The organism is uncultured Cedecea sp., from assembly GCF_947498825.1.
In the GTDB taxonomy this organism is placed as follows: domain Bacteria; phylum Pseudomonadota; class Gammaproteobacteria; order Enterobacterales; family Enterobacteriaceae; genus JGM124.
Map to the genome: position 1 here is coordinate 12,743 of NZ_CANMLV010000027.1, position 17,545 is coordinate 30,287.

The window sequence follows — 17,545 nt, forward strand, 5'->3', positions numbered from 1 at the left end:
TCGAGAAAAAGGGATATCTAAGATAGCGCTTGAACTGAGGACTGCTTTACTAAAACTGCTTTCATAAGGTCTGTATTCCAAACCGCGGCTATTTACTCATATTCCTAAGATTTTAGCAATCCTAATTTGTAAAACTGACAATTTCATCCGTAATGGAGGCAAAAAAAACTAAAAAGTTCTGTACCCAACATAACTCGAGTTGCTTGTAGGCGCGAAGTGAGGCGCGTCGATGAGCATAGATAAACTCTGTGATTCGGCGCGCCTCACGCACGCAGCACCCAGGCAACTTGAAGTATGACGGGTACAAAAACAGACTTTTCCCGTCTGCTTTTAGTCGCTGAATCCTAGCTTAAAACTGTCACTGCGTCCTGCAAGCGGGTTGCACGATATTTTACCATGGCTGAAATCTGCGCCCCATTTTCCACTAATCCGGCATTTTTTTGTGTAATTGCACTGAGCTCAGCCACCGCGCGGGTCACATTAGCCAGTCCATCAGCCTGCTCTGACGTCGCCTGACTGATATGCCCCAGTAATTGTGTGACATTCTGTACCTGAGTGACAATGTCCTGCATCGTTTGTCCCGCAGCATGGACCTGTACCGTACCCGATTTTACTTTACTGGTGCTGGCATCAATCAGTTTGCGAATATCATTCGCAGCACTGGCACTACGCTGAGCAAGATTGCGTACTTCCCCCGCCACAACCGCGAAACCTTTACCCTGCTCACCCGCACGAGCGGCCTCAACGGCGGCATTTAACGCCAGGATATTGGTCTGGAAAGCGATATCATTAATCAACGTTGTTATCGACCCAATACGCTGAGTACTGTCAGAGATATCATCCATGGTGGTGACCACGGTTTCCATAGCATCAGCTCCATGGGAAGCCGCCTCGCTCGCTGAACTCGAGAGTTTATCTGCCGCAGAAGCCGTCTCTGAATTGCTCTGTACAGAAGCAGACATTTGATTCATTGCCGTCACGGTTTGTTGAACATTCTCCACTGTCTGCCGGGTTCGTGCGTTCAAATCTTCATTACCTTTGGCCATCGCCTCACTGCCGCTGTGCACATTCGCAACCTGACCACTCACATCATTAATTAACCAGCGACACATCAGCCCTAACTGACCAACAGAGCGTAAAATCATTCCTACCTCATCGCTACGCTGAAGGTGCTGTACCCGATGGCGGTTCCCTGTTGCCACATCAAGCGCCTGTCGGGCAACATTTCTTAATGGGCGAACGATTTGCCATTCCAGCAGGCCGTATACCAGCAGCGTAGCGAATCCACCAGTCAACCCTTGCTGAAGGGGTAATTCGCACAACCAGGCCGATGCCAGTAATATCATCAGCAAAAAAACCATAATGGCACGTACACGAGTACGCAGCGATAACGTGGGCAATTTGCCTGTCAGGCCTTTACGTAACACCAGACCCTTGACGATTTTTCGCTTACTACGGCCTTCGTTCATTGCCTGATATAACGGCTCAGCGGCGGCAATCTCTTCGCGCGTCGCCTTTGTGCGAATCGACATATATCCGGTCGTTTGCCCTTGTCGGACTAACGGTATCGCATTCGCTCTTACCCAGTAATGGTCACCATTTTTACGATAGTTTTTTACAATTCCCGTCCAGGGTTCTCCCTGCTGCAAGGTAAACCACATATCCGCAAATGCTTCTTTTGGCATATCAGGATGTCGAACAATATTATGGGCAGAGCCTTGCAGCTCATGTAACTCATAGCCACTTACCTGTACAAAAGCATCGTTAGCATGTGTTATGTAGCTTTTCAGGTCAGTGGTTGACATCAAGGTTGTGTCATCATCCAGCATAAACTCATGCTGTGTGACGGATTGACGGGCAGGCATAGCAACTCCCTTTAAGAGGTTATCCAGTGGTCACTCTTCGGAGCTAGTTATTTCGGCATGATGAAATTTTACTTTAAGTCAAAATATAGATGGCCGTCACATTCCTGACCAATAACCATAACATTACCAATGCTTTCGGGTAACAAAATGGTAATCAGACACCGGCAGCAGCAAACCGCCTTCAGCTTCAGCCGTAAAAAGACAGGAGATAAAAATCTATAACTATCAATATACTTTTTATTTTGATGCGTTATTTATAAACAATACTCTCTCTGAACGAAGTGTTTTAACAGCAACAAATATAAAAACATTACTATTCAATTAAAATATAACCACATGATATATAAAAAATAATGCGATTTACTTGTAGATACCCCACGTACGCAACCCCCAGGCAACTTGAAGTACGACGGGTATAAACGCACCCTATAAACCTTAATATATATAAGGTCAATAAGGTTTATCTCTCTAATTTTCCGGATAAAAAATGTACCTGTCATATCTCAACAAATAATAAAGATACAAAAAGATACACACAAAAACATATGGCTACATCGTTCTGGTGTTGGAATATTTTTTTCATATATGAGGAAATTGCAACACAAGGAACACCGTGTTATTAATCTTTTCCCCCGGATATGATGAATAGCGCTCGACGGATTCTGAATGAGTTGTTATGGATAAAATAATTTATATTGTTGATGATGATGAATCTGTCATTACTGCATTGCGTAATCTTCTAAGTTCAGAGGGTTACCAGATATCGACTTTTACCTCTCCTACCGAATTTTTACATCAATCTCAATACAGTATGCCGAGTTGTTTAATTGTTGATCTGAATATGCCGGATATGGACGGTTTTGATGTTTCTCAAAACCTTACTGAACGAGGTTATGCTATCCCCACAATTTTTTTAACGGGTTTTGGTACTATTCCTATCACGGTAAAGGCAATGAAAGCCGGTGCTTTTCAGTTTCTTACCAAGCCCGTTATGCCAGATGAGCTTATGCAAGTGGTGTCTGAAGCGCTGGCATTAGCTGACAAAAGTCATAAAGTTTCACAAGAAAAACTGGTACTTACAGAACGTTATCTTTCGTTAACGCCACGTGAAAAAGAGTTAATGCAGTTTGTCACTCGTGGTTTATTAAACAAGCAAGTTGCCGATCAAATGGGGATTAGCGAAATAACGGCAAAAGTGCATAAACGCAGAGTAATGGAAAAAATGTCCGTACGTTCTGTTTCAGAGTTGGTCAGAGCAGCTGATAAACTTAATCTTATCAAAGATAAAGAATGAGAACGCCTCAATCCCTCCTGCAACAGATGGTGTAGGAGGAAAGTGTCATGACGCTATCTCTTCAATGACCGGTAAGGTAAAGAAGAATACACTCCCGCCGGTTTGACGATCTTCTGCACTCAGCACTCCTCCATGGCGTTTGATAATTTCATGGCTGATAGTCAATCCCATTCCCATACCTTCCGCTTTGGTCGTATAGAAAGAATCAAAAATTTTATCAATAACCGCTGCCGATAAACCGATACCGTTATCGGCAACCGCGACCTGAATAACATCAGGTGTCGGATTAAATGAGCTCAGACGCAGGATACGCGCACCCGAGTTATCAGCCATGGCTTCAATAGCATTGATGACGAGATTCAGTAGTACCTGCTGAATCTGCACACTGTCACAAAAAATGACATCGCATTCTGCTTTCACATCCAGTTCTAAAGAGACATGACGACGTTCCAGTTCAAGACGTGACAACGCCAGAATATCACGCGCCAACTGGTGTAATTTTGCCGGGCGAAATTCAGAAGTATTATTGCGAGTTAATGACTGCAAACCACGAATGATTTCCCCGGCACGCTGCCCTTCCTTGATAATTTCCTCAATACTCAGGCTGGCTTTATCCAAATTTTCAGGACCACGTTTTAACCAACGCAAGCTGGCACCTGCATTGGCAACAATCGACATTAGCGGTTGATTAATCTCATGGGCTATAGAAGAAGTCAGTTGCCCCACCGTCGTCGCACGGGCAACGCGGGCCAGCTCAGCCTGTGCAATTCTGACCGCATCCTCGGACTGACGTTGAACGGTAATATCCGTCAGTGTGCCAAAATACTCGGCTACATCAGGCCAATTCTCGCATGGCTCGCCAATACCTTTAATGTAGCGACATTCACCATCATCACGAATTATGCGGAATTCAGACTGCATATTGATACCTTTCTCGACACTGTTTTCAATCAGCGCTCTCAGGTTAACAATATCATCAGGGTGCACCCGACTCTGAAATTCAACCATCGAAGTACGAGTCTGTTCAGGGGGGAGTCCCATTATACGTTTGTATTCATCTGATATTAGCTGAATATCCTGATCCAGATACCAGTGCCAGGTTCCGGTATTGCTGATTTTTTCTCCAAGCATCAATGATGTCTGACTGGCCAGTAACTGCTTTTCAATTTTCCGGCGTTGGATATTCTCTTCCAATAATTCGGCATACAGACTCGCTGTTTCAAGAGAAACGGCAGCTTGTGCCCCTAACATTGAAACAATCCTCGAATGCTCGGCGGTGAAAACATCGGGCATCAGTCGATTTTCCAGATAGAGCACCCCCACCATCCTCGCCTGCCTGAACATTGGGACACACATGACAGCGGCTCCAGATGCAACTAAATACTTATCCTGGCTAAATGGACTGAATACTTCGGGCCGACCGGTGCGGATCTCTTGTCCTGTACGGATAACGGCTGATAGCACTGATAACGGAAGATCGGTTGCAAGCGGTATTTCCTTCACCACCCTAACTTTGATCCCTTCGATCGTAGAAGAGGCTCGGGCCTGTATTTCAGGCACATTTCCGTCAAGTAAGCGAATCAAGATACAGTGCTGTGCCCCTGCTCTCTCAACCAACATCACCATTAAAATATGGATCAAGCGGTCGAGGTTTATCTCCTCCGTTAACGCTCTCATCGCTGTGACCATGCTCTGTAAGTCACTCACCGCTGAACTTTGCTCAAACGTCACGGTACTTAATGCCGTTGGCGCATGTTGAGTCATGAGATGGGGATAACGCGCTTCAAGCTGGCTGACTTTCGCAATAGCTCCCCAACGTTCCCATGCCATCAAGGCGCCTTTGATATAAGCCTCTCCGGCAAATGCCATATCCTGAGCCGCAGCAAAACGTGCAGCCAGCTCGCAGGCTAACCCATTAATATGATGAAACTGACCACGGTGCGATAATGCAATGGCTTTTTCATAGTGCTCCATTGCCTGGCTTGTTTTTCCCTCCAGTCTTAACAGCTCGGCACGAAGCAGCGCCTCTTTGTCTGAAAAAGTCCCCGCATTTTCAGTAGTCCAGGTCACAATTTTATCCAGATGACATTGCAGTTGACGCAGACGGGAGGGCTCCAAATTCTCAGGCTGTAGAGGAACAGAGAGTGAAAGTGCACTGTAGAGATGAAAATCGAGCATATGTATATGCCCGGGTACACGATCGCTAAATGGTGCAGCATCTGCAAATTGTCTACTCGCCTCGGTGTATTCCCCGGCAAAAAAATACGCCATCCCTTTATAAAGCCTTCCCCAAAACTGCATCAGAAATATCGGTTCAACAATATTTCTCTCCGTTTTTACCCCCATCATTGGCGGCACGAAATGCTCACCGGAAAATTTGTCGCCTTTTGGCTGGCGCAAAAACATGACGTAATCCTGCTGCATTTCCAGAATAACTTCGACGTCATGAAACTGGGCTTTTCGCACATAGGCCAGGCGTCGGGTTATCGAAATTTGCACGCCGTCAAGATGATCCGCACGCGCTAATGAATTCATGGTCAAGTGGCGCAGGACTAAACACGCTGATGTGTGGTCCCCAATCTCAACGGCGACATCAAAGGTTGTTTTGGCACATTCAATGGCATAAGTCAGGGGCATAGTCCAAACACTGACTTGATCCAGCGGCATTAAGGTTCGGGCTTTGTAACTGACAAAGTCGTGTTTATGTACCAACTCACGAGCAAGTAGTGCGCTTGAGAATCCCCGGCTATATTCATCATACTGATCGCCACAAGCGATACCGTACCAGGAAAGCGCCAACGTTGAAGCACCACAGATCCCTTTGGCCATCGTCAAATGGAGCAATTGGCATAAAATCATAAATTGCAGGCGTGGGCTGATAAAAATGGCAAACGTGCTGGCACTTGCCAGTAGATTCATCACCGCTTCTGTTTTCTGACAGTTCAGTCGTGGCAACGAACGAAAACGCTGGTAAGGATTGTTTCCCACCGCTTTTTTCAGAAGAAGCCTTGCCTTATCGCATTCAGCTTTGTCCGGGAAACGGTTCAAATAAATACCAAATACCGCCAACCAGGATAATGCTGTCTCCAGCGCTAACTGGCTATCTGATTGGCGCATATGGATTTCAGCAATGAGCGTCGCGGCTTCGATCTTGCCCATCATCCCGCCTGGTGCCGTCAGAAGATCTGAACTCAACCTCAGTGCTACCGATAAATTACCGTTTAAAAATTCGCATTCTGCTTGCTCAAATAGCAGCACGCCGTTCTCTTCACCACCCGAAATAGCATTAATATCGCGTGACGTTTGTAAAAAGCGTAGCGCCAATACGTAATCGCCCATCATTTTTGCTTTCTGCGCAGCCTGTAGAAGTAATCCACAGAACTCGCCAGCCTTAGGCAGCAAAAGCGTTCTATTGTTAAGGTTAATCAGGTGGTGAGCCGCGTTAAAGAGAGCAACATGCGAAATATCGTCACTCGCTTCCTGCATATAGTAGATTGCCGCAGCATAGTGAAAATGGTCTTTCACTTCGGAATTAATAAGATTCAATGCAGCTTCATGCATATTGTCATGCATAAAAGCGTAATGGTTATCGTCACTCAGAAAAATGAGTCGCGCAGCAATGGCTGGTAATAGCGTTGATTGAATATGGTCAGAAGCCATATTAAGAATGTTGCTCACAATCGCCAGATTACCTGTACTCCCAATACAGGCTATCTGGCCTAATAGCTGACGGACTGGTAGTACAAGTAGCTGTAATTGCTGTAATACATTGGCAGTGGCATTGGTGGTGTAATGGCTATTGCGCAGAGCCTGAGAATTATACGTCCACTGATAAGATGCAAAATGAGTAATATGATTATCCTGTACCGTCTGACGATAGAACTCACGCGTCGCAAGCGGGTTACCCGCTGTTTTTTCATGAATAATCTGCGCAAGTTCGGCCGTTTCCGTACTGCTGGTATAGAAAATTCCGGCCAGCCAGGTAGCAATATTGTTGACCGATAATGGCTCAGGGGTGATATCAATAATACGTGCTGCACAGGCACGAATACGGTCGATATTGTTAGCCAGGCTCGGGCAAGGTAATGACGCATAATCCCGATATGAAATCACCAGTAATAAGGGACTGTCTTCACTGGTTCGCAAAAGATTTTGCAACATCTGCTGGGTTGCTTGATCGGCCCAGTGCACATCATCAATCACCATAACCAACGGTCTGCCTGGCGCAATAAAGGCTCTCACCAAGTTGCAAGCAACAAGATTTAAACGGTTTCGCGCATCGAGTGAGTAGTCATCAGCCCGAACGGTCTCTTTCTGGTTAAGTAAAATGCCCAGCTCTGGGACAAGACTCACGGCTAACCCGGCATAGCCCCCGAGCTGACGTGCAATATGTATTTTCCAGCACAACATCTCTTCAGCAGGTAGTCCCAATAAGTGCAGAATGAGCGAACGTACTGCTGAGGTGAATACCGCATAGGGTAAAATCGGTGAGTGCTGATCCGCTTTCGTCACCGTCAGTAAGGTATTTTTTTCACGCAATGGCTTGAGTGCGGAGGCAATCAGCGAAGATTTACCAGAGCCCACCGCACCGCTGATAGCCACCATACAGTGTTTTCCACTGCTGCATACCTCTTCAAATGCGGCCAACAATTCGGGGGCTTGAGCATGCTCGCTGAACAACACTTCTGACAAAAGGGGGGATGTTTGTACATCCTGTAAGCCAGCTTCAAATGCGTCTGGCGCTTCACCACGCTCTAAACTGGCTTCACAATGTTTGAGAGCAGCCAATACTCCTTCAATGCTTTGGTAACGTTGCTCAGGTAATTTTGCCAGTAAGCGCAAAATAATCGAGGAGAGCATGAGGGGAATATCTGGGCACAGGGTATGAGGTGGACGTGCTTCGGAGGCAATATGATGGTGTATCCATTCTGCTACCCCGCCATCAGCACTCCCATAAGGGAGTTTACCTGTCAGTAATTCATAGAACACAATACCTAAGCTATAGAGATCGCTCATACGGCTGACACGGTGAGGTGTCCGGGAGGTATGTTCTGGTGACATATAAGCTAAGGTTCCCCCTGCAGCAGGGGAGCGAATATGCGGTTGTGCATCGTTTTCCAAAAACGACAGACAAAAACCACCAAGCCGAATATCTTCTTCATTGGTAAAGAAAAAATTAGCTGGCTTAATATTACCATGTACGATATTGCACTGATGCAACTGACTAAGAGCCCGACACATCAGCACCGCATGGCGAATAAACTGCGGTATATCGGCCAGCGGTTTGGGCAAAGAATCCACCAGTGTTCGATACCTGAAATGGCTATAAATAAGCGCGTAACGATCACGATAAAACGTATATCTTAACGGTTTTAACGCCCAACTCTCCGTCAAGCTCGTGCGTAAGGCATACTCATTTTTAAGTAGCTGAGTCACCTGCAACGTGGCTTCTTCGCAAGCAGCAGTGGCGAGTACAAAAACTTCGCCGGAAACCGCAAGGCGGCATTCCAGCCATTCCACGTTATCGCTATAGGCGAGATGAGTACAGGCGGTATCTTCAGGCAGCACAAATGCCGTGTCATCGGCAATATCTAATGACAGGAGAAGATGGCTCATGGGCAAATTCCCCGCGACTGAAATTCCTGGCGAATATATTCACAAAGTAAATCGATATCGATAGGTTTTTGCATAAAGGCAAGCGCACCTAAGCTCATTGCATACCAGAGCATATTTTCATCGCCATTACCGGAAATGATAATACCAGGTGGGTTTTCAAGACGCTTAACCAACTCTTTAAAGAGTTCAAAACCCGACATCCCCTGGAGCTCAACATCAATAATGAATAGTGCAGCGTCATGCAGCCCAGAACTATCGGTTAAAAGTGCCTCTGCCGACTCAAATGCCCGGGTTACGTAGCCTTCAGACTGAAGTAAATTCGTCAGGCCACGGCGCACAGAACGCTCATCATCAACAATGACGATACACTGCAACAGCTGCATGCTGTTTTCCTTAATGAGTATTCGCTCCCTGAGGCTTATCTTTAAGAGTTTTTGTCGTCTGAAGGTGGCGGTGTACCACTTATTTTAGGGACGCACTCGTGACGGAACCAAGCAATATTGACTGGCTGACGTTTAATCAGGCGTTTGCAAAGCGGAACAATTTGTTCACCCACCAACATGCCAAACAGACCCAGTAACGCAATCACAGGGGGAGCAGGAGAATTTACATCCATTATGGCATAAATAACGCCTGCTAAAATCCCCACGGACAATGAAACAGCATAAGTTTTTAACATGGCAGGCGCGCCTGTTTAACAGAAACGGAGTGACTCTCAAGAGTCAAGGTTATTTGCTTCTCAGGTTTAATCAAGACAGCGGATTCCGCATGGGCTAATTTCCCCCCCAAAGTGCTTCCCACGATCATGCCCAGTAATCCAACCAAAGCAACAGCAGGCGGAGCGGGAGAACGAACGTTAAGCAGGGCATAAATCAGACCGATCAAAACGCCTGCGGCCAGAGAAATGAGTAACGGGTTCATAAACCTTCCTTACAAGAGAAACGAGCAGGCCATAAATGGCCCGCCTGAATGACTTATTTACGAACAGGTGCCGGAACCGGAGCCAGAGTACGGTGCTCACTCTTCTGACGAGAAGGGGCTTTGTGAACCATGGTGTATGCATAGTCAACGCCAATACCATAAGCACCTGAGTGCTCTTTAGCGATATCCATCACGGCGTTATAAGTGTCTCTGTGCGCCCAGTCACGTTGCCACTCCAGCATCACTTGCTGCCAGGTTACAGGAATAACACCCGCCTGAATCATACGCTGCATAGCATAGTCATGTGCTTCTTTCGTGGTGCCGCCGGATGCATCAGCGACCATATAGATTTCGTAATCACCTTCCAGCATGGCGCAGAGTGCAAAGGTGTTGTTACATACTTCAGTCCACAGGCCTGAAACAACAATTTTCTTTTTACCGTTGGCAGCCAGCGCATCACGCACTTTCTGGTCATCCCATGAGTTCATGGAAGTACGCTCAAGAATATCCAGTCCAGGGAAGACATCCAGCAGTTCAGGAAAAGTATTTCCGGAGAAACTTTCCGTTTCAACGGTGGTTAATACGGTGGGAATATTGAAAACTTTTGCCGCTTTTGCCAGCGCAACGACGTTATTTTTCAGTACCTGGCGATCGATGGACTGCACACCAAAAGCCATCTGTGGTTGTTGGTCGATGAAAATGATTTGGCAGTTTTGTGGAGTCAATACTTCAAGTTTACTGGTTGTCATTTTGTTTTGCCCATTGAGATGAATGTCAGGGCCCAGTGTAAGAAGCTTAAATATTTCGAACTATTATCTATAAGTATAATTATACAAAAGTATACCTATCCTTTTGTATAACTAGACGCTTTCCAAAGCTCCTGAACATAATTCCCTTACGCTTAGCTGCAATATCAGCGGGATATTCTTTTTCGCATTCATTCCTGCCCCATTGCCAGCATCTTATTCAGGAGATTTTATGGTTACTTTAGGTAAAGCAGACCTCATATTGACCAACGGCCGGATCCATACCGTTGATCGCGGCAATCCAATTGCAACCGCAGTGGCTATTCGGGAGGGTAAATTCCTCGAAGTCGGCAGCCTGGCCGATGTTATGCAGTACCACTGCGAAGGAACGAAGGTTATCGACCTTAAAGGAAATACCGCAATACCTGGCCTGAATGACTCTCATCTACACTTGATCCGCGGCGGATTAAATTACAATCTCGAATTACGCTGGGAAGGGGTTCCTTCAATCACTGATGCTCTGCGCATGCTAAAAGAACAAGCGTTGCGCACGCCATCTCCCCAGTGGGTTCGCGTTGTCGGCGGCTGGAGTGAGTTTCAGTTTGCCGAACGCCGTATGCCTACGCTTGATGAAATCAATGAAGCGGCTCCAGATACGCCGGTCTTTATCCTGCACCTCTACGATCGTGCCTTGCTAAACCGCGCCGCCTTAAAAGTCGTCGGCTATACCAAAGATACCCCTAACCCTCCTGGCGGAGAGATCCAGCGCGACAGCAATGGCAACCCAACGGGAATGCTGATTGCACGCCCTAACGCCATGATCCTCTACTCTACCCTCGCTAAAGGTCCAAAATTACCTCTGGAGCAACAGGTAAATTCTACGCGCCAGTTTATGCGTGAACTTAACCGTCTGGGCCTCACCAGCGCGATTGATGCAGGCGGCGGTTTCCAAAATTATCCTGAAGATTACGAAGTCATTGCCGAACTGCATGAGAAAAAGCAGATGACTATCCGTATCGCTTACAACCTGTTTACCCAGCGTCCGGGCCATGAACTGGAAGACTTCGAGAAATGGACGGATATGCTGACACCGGGTCAGGGCAGTGATTATTTCCGCCACAATGGTGCAGGTGAAATGCTGGTCTTTTCCGCCGCTGATTTTGAAGATTTCCTCGAACCGCGTCCGGATCTCGCCCCAGGAATGGAAGATGAACTGGAACGTGTAGTACGTCATCTGGTTGAGCATCGCTGGCCATTCCGCCTGCATGCGACCTACGATGAATCTATCAGCCGTATGCTGGATGTGTTTGAAAAGGTGAATCGTGATATTCCTTTCGACGGACTGCATTGGTTCTTCGACCATGCTGAAACCGTCACTCAGCGTAACCTTGATCGTATTAAAGAACTGGGTGGCGGCATTGCTGTCCAGCATCGTATGGCCTTCCAGGGTGAATACTTTGCCGAGCGTTACGGTATTGAAGCCACTCGTCACACGCCACCCGTGGCGCGTATGCTGGAAACCGGTGTTCCGGTTGGGCTGGGTACCGATGCCACTCGTGTGGCCAGTTATAACCCCTGGACTGCACTGTATTGGTTAGTATCGGGTCGTACTGTGGGCGGCATGCAAATGTATGATGTCAATGCGCGCCTCGACCGTGATACTGCCCTGATGCTATGGACTCAAGGGAGCGCCTGGTTCTCCAGCGAACAAGGTAAAAAAGGTCAGATTAAAACCGGTCAGCTTGCGGATATTGTCGTGCTCAGTAAGGATTACTTCACCGTACCGGAAGAAGAAATCAAAGGTATTGAGTCAGTCCTCACCGTTGTTGACGGTAATATCGTTTATGCCGCAGGTTCGTTCAGTTCAGAAGCGCCGCCATCAATTCCAGTGCTACCAGACTGGTCCCCTGTAGTGACAGTACCGGGTCATTATCGTAGTGCTCCACCAGCAGCAAACACTCGTGTAGGAATGTCGCAGCAAGCTCACCATTGTAGCGGTCCGTGTGGCGTACACAGTCACTCACATGATATTGCTCGCGGAGCTAATTTACCGGTTTCCGAAGAGAACGCCTTCTGGGGCGCACTCGGCTGCAGCTGCTTCGCCTTCTGATCCTATGAAAAATTTACTCTCACAGCCGCCCCGTATTGATGCGGGGCTGTTCTTCCTGCGACTGACCGGTTGCCTGCTGTTACTTCATGTTCACGGGCTGCCAAAAATCTTTCATTTCAGTGAGGAACTGACGCGTATCGAGGATCCCTTTGGCCTCGGTCCTTATATGAGCTTATTACCGGCAATTTTCGCCGAAGTGGTATGCCCATTATTTATCCTGCTGGGTCTCTTTACCCGCCTGGCCTGTCTACCCATTATCGGCGTATTACTGGTCGCGATGCTGTTCGTTCATCCTGACTGGAGTATCGCTGAAGGACAGTTTGGCTGGTTACTGCTGATTATTTTTACCACTCTGGCCCTTACTGGTCCTGGCCGCTGGCGCATTTTTAGCGATCGCTTATCCGAGGTATCACATGGCGCAGGTTAATGACGTACATGATATTCAGGAAACCAGCCCTGTCCCTGCACCCGTGAACGTTTCCCCCTGGCAACCGTTAAGCCAGCGGGTATTCTGCATGCTGTGGATTGCCACGGTGGTCTCCAATGTCGGATCCTGGATGAGCGATGTTGGCGTGAACTGGACGATGCTGACGTTGAGCGCAGATCCGCTCTCTGTTGCATTGGTGCAGGCGGCCAGCAGTCTTCCCATGTTTCTGTTCGCTCTCCCTTCTGGCGTCATGGCAGATATTGTCGATCGACGTAAATATCTGCTGTTTTCCCAGATTTGGGTATTTATCGCGGCGGCCGGCCTGACCTTTCTTTCTTGGGCGGATATGGTTACGCCGATGGTGCTGTTGGTTGCCACATTCCTGCTTAGTGCAGGGGCAGCGATGAGCTCTCCTCCTTTTCAGGCGATCGTGCCGGATTTAGTCAGCAAAGAGGAACTGGGGCCCGCTATCGCCCTGAACTCCCTCGGCATCAATATCAGCCGTGCCATCGGGCCTGCTCTCGGTGGTCTGATTCTGTCTTTTGCCGGTCCGTGGGTGGTATTTCTGCTTAATACACTTTCAGTACTGGGCGTCTTTATTGTGCTCTATGTCTGGAAGGCGCAACCCAGCGTACAACGCCTTCCTCCGGAACATTTTTTTCCGGCAGTACGGGCAGGGATCCGTTACGTTCACAATGCTCCTGTTCTGCGTAATGTTCTGGTACGTACCGTGGCCTTCTTTATGTTTGGCAGTGCTGGCTGGGCCTTACTCCCCCTGGTAGCAAGGCGGGAACTGAATTTAGGCCCAGGTGGATACGGCATTATGCTGGGCTGTATTGGCGTAGGGGCAATTTGTGGAGCGCTGTTACTTCCCCGACTGCGTAAACGCTTTAATCCGGATCAATTAATGGTTCTGGCCAGCATCATGTTTGCCATAACCATGCTCGCACTGGCGTTTATTCGCCATTTCTGGCTGCTGAATGCGTTTGAATTCTTCACAGGGTTTGCATGGATAGTGGTGCTTTCTACACTGAATTTTGGCGCACAACGTAGTGCGGCAAAATGGGTTAAAGCTCGTGCTCTGGCGGTCTACCTGACAGTATTTTTTGGCTCAATGGCAGCAGGCAGCGCTATCTGGGGCCAACTGGCATCGCTCTTCGGTATCCCGGCCTCTCTGACCCTTGCCACCTTGGGTATGCTGGCCGCGATCTTAACGGTATTACGCTGGAGAATTGATCAAGATCCAGATCTGAATCTCGACCTCAGTACAACTCATGATCCTTTGCCTGAATTACAAATTCAGCATCATCGGGGTCCTGTCATGGTCAGCTATTACTATTTAATTCGCCCCGATGACGCCCACGCTTTTGCAGTCTGTATGCAAGATATGCGTCGTGTCAGACGCCGTGGTGGCGCCGCAAACTGGGCGATTTATGAAGACATGCTGCAACCTAGCGTATTTGTTGAGAATTTCGTGGTCGGTTCCTGGGTAGAGCATCTTCGCCAACGGGAGCGTTACACCATGAACGATCAAAAAATTCAGACACGCGTTTTAAGCTTCCACCAGAGTGCTGAAGCTCCAGAGGTACGTTATCTCGTAGCACCTGAATAAGTTGTATTAATTCGTTAAATATGAATAAGGATGGGACATGAGCACATTCAAAACGCAGGACGGAACACAAATCTACTTCAAAGACTGGGGCACGGGTAAACCCGTACTGTTCAGCCATGGCTGGCCGCTGGATGGAGATATGTGGGACAGTCAGCTGAATTTCCTTGCTGAAAATGGGTATCGGGTTATCGCCTTCGATCGCCGTGGCTTTGGTCGTTCGGATCAACCTTGGGAAGGATATAACTACGATACCTTTGCCTCAGATATTCATGATCTGATTGAGCATCTCGATCTGCATAATATTACTTTGGTCGGTTTCTCAATGGGCGGCGGCGATGTCACTCGCTATATTAACAACTACGGTAGCTCTCGCGTCGATAGCCTGGTATTACTGGGTGCAGTAACACCTATTTTTGGCAGAGCTGCGGATTATCCTCAGGGTGTTGATCAGACGGTATTCGAAGGCATTCGCCAGGGATTACGCAAAGATCGCGCGCAGTTTATCAGTGATTTTGCTACGCCTTTTTATGGTACAAATGCTGGTCAGACCGTTTCCGCAGGCGCCTTAACCCAGACGCTGAATATCGCCCTGCTGGCATCGCTGAAAGGCACCATTGATTGTGTCACAGCCTTCGCAGAGACCGATTTCCGCCCTGATATGAAAAAAATCGACGTCCCTACCCTGGTTATTCATGGTAGCAATGACCAGGTGGTGCCGTTTGAAACCACAGGAAAACTCGCTGCCGAAATGATCGGTGGCGCAGAATTGAAAGTCTATGATAATGCTCCGCACGGTTTTGCAGTGACACACACCGAGCAGCTGAATGCAGATTTGCTGGCATTTCTCAAATCGCTGTAAATGCTGAAAACAGAATTATTGCGTTTTCCTTCCTGTTACTTGTGAAAAATCACTGTCACGTAGCACTACTGCGTGTCAGTTTTTCACCAGGTTTAGCTTCTACTCCTTGACCGGCCAGTAGGCCGGTCTTTTTTCAGGTAAGGCGCCCTCATTTTTAAGAACACTTCCCAACACGAAAGTGACTTTCATCGTCTAAAATGAATTCATGCCATCCCTTCAGCAGACGAGCGGTGACAAGAACTGCCTGATACCCAATAAGCCAGTTATTCACGCTTCCAAAAAGCGAACTCCATGTGACAAAATTTTACTTTATGTCAAAAATTTGATACTTATCACAGATTATAATTATTAATGTGTCTTTACGGATTCGCTTATTTAGTAACAAAAAAAATAATTTATCACTGTTACTATTTTTTAAACTTAGCGCCTCCTCAGATTCAATGACCCAATAATATTGATGGAATATCAACTAAGATTCTAACCTGGACGGAACTAAAACAAGACACCTCAAGGATGAGCTTGTACTTGTACAAAGAAATATTGAGGATAAAAAAAATATGTTAAGAAGGAAGAAGAAAGCCAGACCGATTAAGGTCAGTGACGTCACAATTATTGATGATGCGCGTCTTAAAAAAGCCATTACCGCGGCCTCTTTAGGCAATGCGATGGAATGGTTCGATTTTGGGGTCTACGGCTTTGTCGCCTTTGCGCTGGGGAAAGTGTTCTTCCCTGATGCCAGCCCAAGTGTACAGATGATCGCCGCCCTCGGTACCTTCTCTGTTCCCTTTCTGATCCGCCCACTTGGTGGCGTATTCTTCGGCATGCTTGGCGACAAATATGGTCGTCAGAAAATCTTGTCGATAACCATCATCATTATGTCCCTGAGTACCTTCGCCATCGGCCTGATACCCTCGTATGCCAGCATTGGCATCTGGGCGCCGATTTTGCTGTTACTGGCAAAAATGATTCAGGGCTTCTCGGTGGGGGGGGAATACACCGGTGCTTCTATCTTTGTCGCGGAATACTCGCCAGACCGAAAACGTGGCTTCATGGGAAGCTGGCTTGACTTCGGTTCTATCGCCGGTTTTGTCTGTGGCGCAGGTGTTGTTGTTCTGATTTCATCGATTGTCGGCGAAGCAAACTTCCTTGACTGGGGCTGGCGTATTCCGTTCTTCATCGCACTGCCACTGGGTATTATTGGTCTTTATCTCCGCCATGCTCTGGAAGAAACCCCGGCGTTCCAGCAGCATGTCGAAAAAATGGAGAAAGACGATCGTCAGGGACTGGCTGAAGGTCCGAAGGTTTCTTTTAAAGAAATCGTCACAAAACACTGGCGTAATTTACTGGTATGTGTCGGTCTGGTGATTGCCACCAACGTCACCTACTATATGCTACTCACCTATATGCCAAGCTATCTTTCCCATAATCTGCATTACTCCGAAGATCATGGGGTGATGATTATTATCGCGATTATGATTGGTATGCTGTTCGTACAGCCGATTATCGGCTTACTTAGTGACCGCTATGGTCGTCGCATATTTGTTTTTATGGGTAGTATTGGCCTGTTCTTCCTGTCAATTCCGGCATTTATGCTGATTAACAGTGACATTATTGTCCTGATTTTCTTTGGCCTGTTAATGCTGGCAGTGCTGCTGAACTTCTTCACCGGGGTAATGGCCTCGACTCTGCCCGCCATGTTCCCAACCCATATCCGTTATAGCGCCCTGGCCAGTGCCTTTAATATCTCGGTACTGGTTGCTGGTCTGACGCCTACTGCGGCAGCCTGGCTGGTTGAGGCAACTAATGACTTATTGATGCCAGCCTATTATCTGATGGTCGTTGCTGTTGTCGGTCTTATCACCGCAATCACCATGAAAGAAACAGCGAATAAACCGTTAAAAGGGGCAACCCCGGCAGCTTCTGATATTGAAGAAGCACGAGAAATCGTGCAGGAACACTACGACAATATCGAGCAGAAGATTGAAGATTTAGACAAAGAGATTGAAGAGTTACAACAAAAACGGACCCGCTTAGTGGATCAACATCCACGTATTAACGAATAAATTATCAGCGGATAAGCAAAGCCTGGGGTATT

At 47.4% G+C, this 17,545-nt stretch carries 12 protein-coding genes; 6 read left to right on the top strand and 6 right to left on the bottom strand.

The features are described 5' to 3' along the window. Nucleotides 1-344 precede the first annotated feature (344 nt). Nucleotides 345-1,865, bottom strand: a complete 1,521-nt coding sequence (locus tag Q1A40_RS20245) for a PAS domain-containing methyl-accepting chemotaxis protein (RefSeq protein ID WP_300004526.1) — start codon at nt 1,863-1,865, stop codon at nt 345-347. 676 nt (nt 1,866-2,541) lie between these two features. Between Q1A40_RS20245 and Q1A40_RS20250 the strand changes: the two genes are divergently transcribed. Further along, a complete protein-coding gene (locus Q1A40_RS20250; protein ID WP_300004529.1) occupies nt 2,542-3,159 on the top strand; it encodes a response regulator in 618 nt (205 codons plus the stop codon). Between the two features lie 45 nt (nt 3,160-3,204). On the opposite strand, the gene Q1A40_RS20255 is transcribed toward Q1A40_RS20250, so the two are convergent. Genes Q1A40_RS20255 through Q1A40_RS20275 form a run of 5 tightly spaced genes read right to left on the bottom strand, consistent with a single transcriptional unit; the run spans nt 3,205 to nt 10,445 of the window. Continuing rightward, entirely contained in the window at nt 3,205-8,775 is a 5,571-nt protein-coding gene (locus Q1A40_RS20255; protein ID WP_300004532.1) for an AAA family ATPase, read from the bottom strand. After that, entirely contained in the window at nt 8,772-9,158 is a 387-nt protein-coding gene (locus tag Q1A40_RS20260) for a response regulator (protein ID WP_300004534.1), read from the bottom strand. Before Q1A40_RS20260 ends, Q1A40_RS20255 begins: the two co-directional genes overlap by 4 nt. A gap of 41 nt (nt 9,159-9,199) precedes the next feature. Continuing rightward, on the bottom strand, nt 9,200-9,454 hold the full coding sequence (locus tag Q1A40_RS20265) for a XapX domain-containing protein (protein WP_300004537.1): 255 nt from the start codon (nt 9,452-9,454) through the stop codon (nt 9,200-9,202). Next, the gene (locus Q1A40_RS20270; protein ID WP_300004539.1) at nt 9,448-9,696 is read right to left on the bottom strand and encodes a DUF1427 family protein; all 249 of its coding nucleotides are present in this window, start codon (nt 9,694-9,696) and stop codon (nt 9,448-9,450) included. The genes Q1A40_RS20265 and Q1A40_RS20270 overlap by 7 nt, the downstream gene beginning before the upstream one ends. 53 nt (nt 9,697-9,749) lie before the next feature. Then, nucleotides 9,750-10,445 carry a hydrolase gene (locus tag Q1A40_RS20275; RefSeq protein ID WP_300004542.1) on the bottom strand — a complete coding sequence of 232 codons (696 nt, stop codon included), beginning with the start codon at nt 10,443-10,445 and terminating at the stop codon, nt 9,750-9,752. A gap of 229 nt (nt 10,446-10,674) precedes the next feature. Here Q1A40_RS20275 and Q1A40_RS20280 point away from each other — a divergent pair, with 229 nt between their 5' ends. From Q1A40_RS20280 to proP, 5 genes are all read left to right on the top strand, one after another. Beyond that, nucleotides 10,675-12,552, top strand: a complete 1,878-nt coding sequence (locus Q1A40_RS20280) for an amidohydrolase (protein WP_300004545.1) — start codon at nt 10,675-10,677, stop codon at nt 12,550-12,552. Nucleotides 12,553-12,556: 4 nt separating this feature from the next. Continuing rightward, on the top strand, nt 12,557-12,979 hold the full coding sequence (locus tag Q1A40_RS20285; protein ID WP_300004548.1) for a DoxX family protein: 423 nt from the start codon (nt 12,557-12,559) through the stop codon (nt 12,977-12,979). Next, nucleotides 12,966-14,591, top strand: coding sequence for an MFS transporter (locus Q1A40_RS20290; RefSeq protein ID WP_300004551.1), 1,626 nt, complete (start codon nt 12,966-12,968; stop codon nt 14,589-14,591). The genes Q1A40_RS20285 and Q1A40_RS20290 overlap by 14 nt, the downstream gene beginning before the upstream one ends. Nucleotides 14,592-14,628: 37 nt before the next feature. Beyond that, the gene (locus tag Q1A40_RS20295) at nt 14,629-15,450 is read left to right on the top strand and encodes an alpha/beta hydrolase (RefSeq protein WP_300004553.1); all 822 of its coding nucleotides are present in this window, start codon (nt 14,629-14,631) and stop codon (nt 15,448-15,450) included. 557 nt (nt 15,451-16,007) lie between these two features. Continuing rightward, nucleotides 16,008-17,513, top strand: coding sequence for a glycine betaine/L-proline transporter ProP (gene proP / locus Q1A40_RS20300; RefSeq protein ID WP_300004556.1), 1,506 nt, complete (start codon nt 16,008-16,010; stop codon nt 17,511-17,513). The last annotated feature ends 32 nt before the right edge of the window (nt 17,514-17,545 follow it).

Bases quoted from the DNA above. Each gene is read 5' to 3' on its own strand.
- Q1A40_RS20245 (WP_300004526.1), bottom strand. From the start codon at position 1,865: ATGCCTGCCCGTCAATCCGTCACACAGCATGAGTTTATGCTGGATGAT.
- Q1A40_RS20250 (WP_300004529.1), top strand. From the start codon at position 2,542: ATGGATAAAATAATTTATATTGTTGATGATGATGAATCTGTCATTACT.
- Q1A40_RS20255 (WP_300004532.1), bottom strand. From the start codon at position 8,775: ATGAGCCATCTTCTCCTGTCATTAGATATTGCCGATGACACGGCATTT.
- Q1A40_RS20260 (WP_300004534.1), bottom strand. From the start codon at position 9,158: ATGCAGCTGTTGCAGTGTATCGTCATTGTTGATGATGAGCGTTCTGTG.
- Q1A40_RS20265 (WP_300004537.1), bottom strand. From the start codon at position 9,454: ATGTTAAAAACTTATGCTGTTTCATTGTCCGTGGGGATTTTAGCAGGC.
- Q1A40_RS20270 (WP_300004539.1), bottom strand. From the start codon at position 9,696: ATGAACCCGTTACTCATTTCTCTGGCCGCAGGCGTTTTGATCGGTCTG.
- Q1A40_RS20275 (WP_300004542.1), bottom strand. From the start codon at position 10,445: ATGACAACCAGTAAACTTGAAGTATTGACTCCACAAAACTGCCAAATC.
- Q1A40_RS20280 (WP_300004545.1), top strand. From the start codon at position 10,675: ATGGTTACTTTAGGTAAAGCAGACCTCATATTGACCAACGGCCGGATC.
- Q1A40_RS20285 (WP_300004548.1), top strand. From the start codon at position 12,557: ATGAAAAATTTACTCTCACAGCCGCCCCGTATTGATGCGGGGCTGTTC.
- Q1A40_RS20290 (WP_300004551.1), top strand. From the start codon at position 12,966: ATGGCGCAGGTTAATGACGTACATGATATTCAGGAAACCAGCCCTGTC.
- Q1A40_RS20295 (WP_300004553.1), top strand. From the start codon at position 14,629: ATGAGCACATTCAAAACGCAGGACGGAACACAAATCTACTTCAAAGAC.
- proP (WP_300004556.1), top strand. From the start codon at position 16,008: ATGTTAAGAAGGAAGAAGAAAGCCAGACCGATTAAGGTCAGTGACGTC.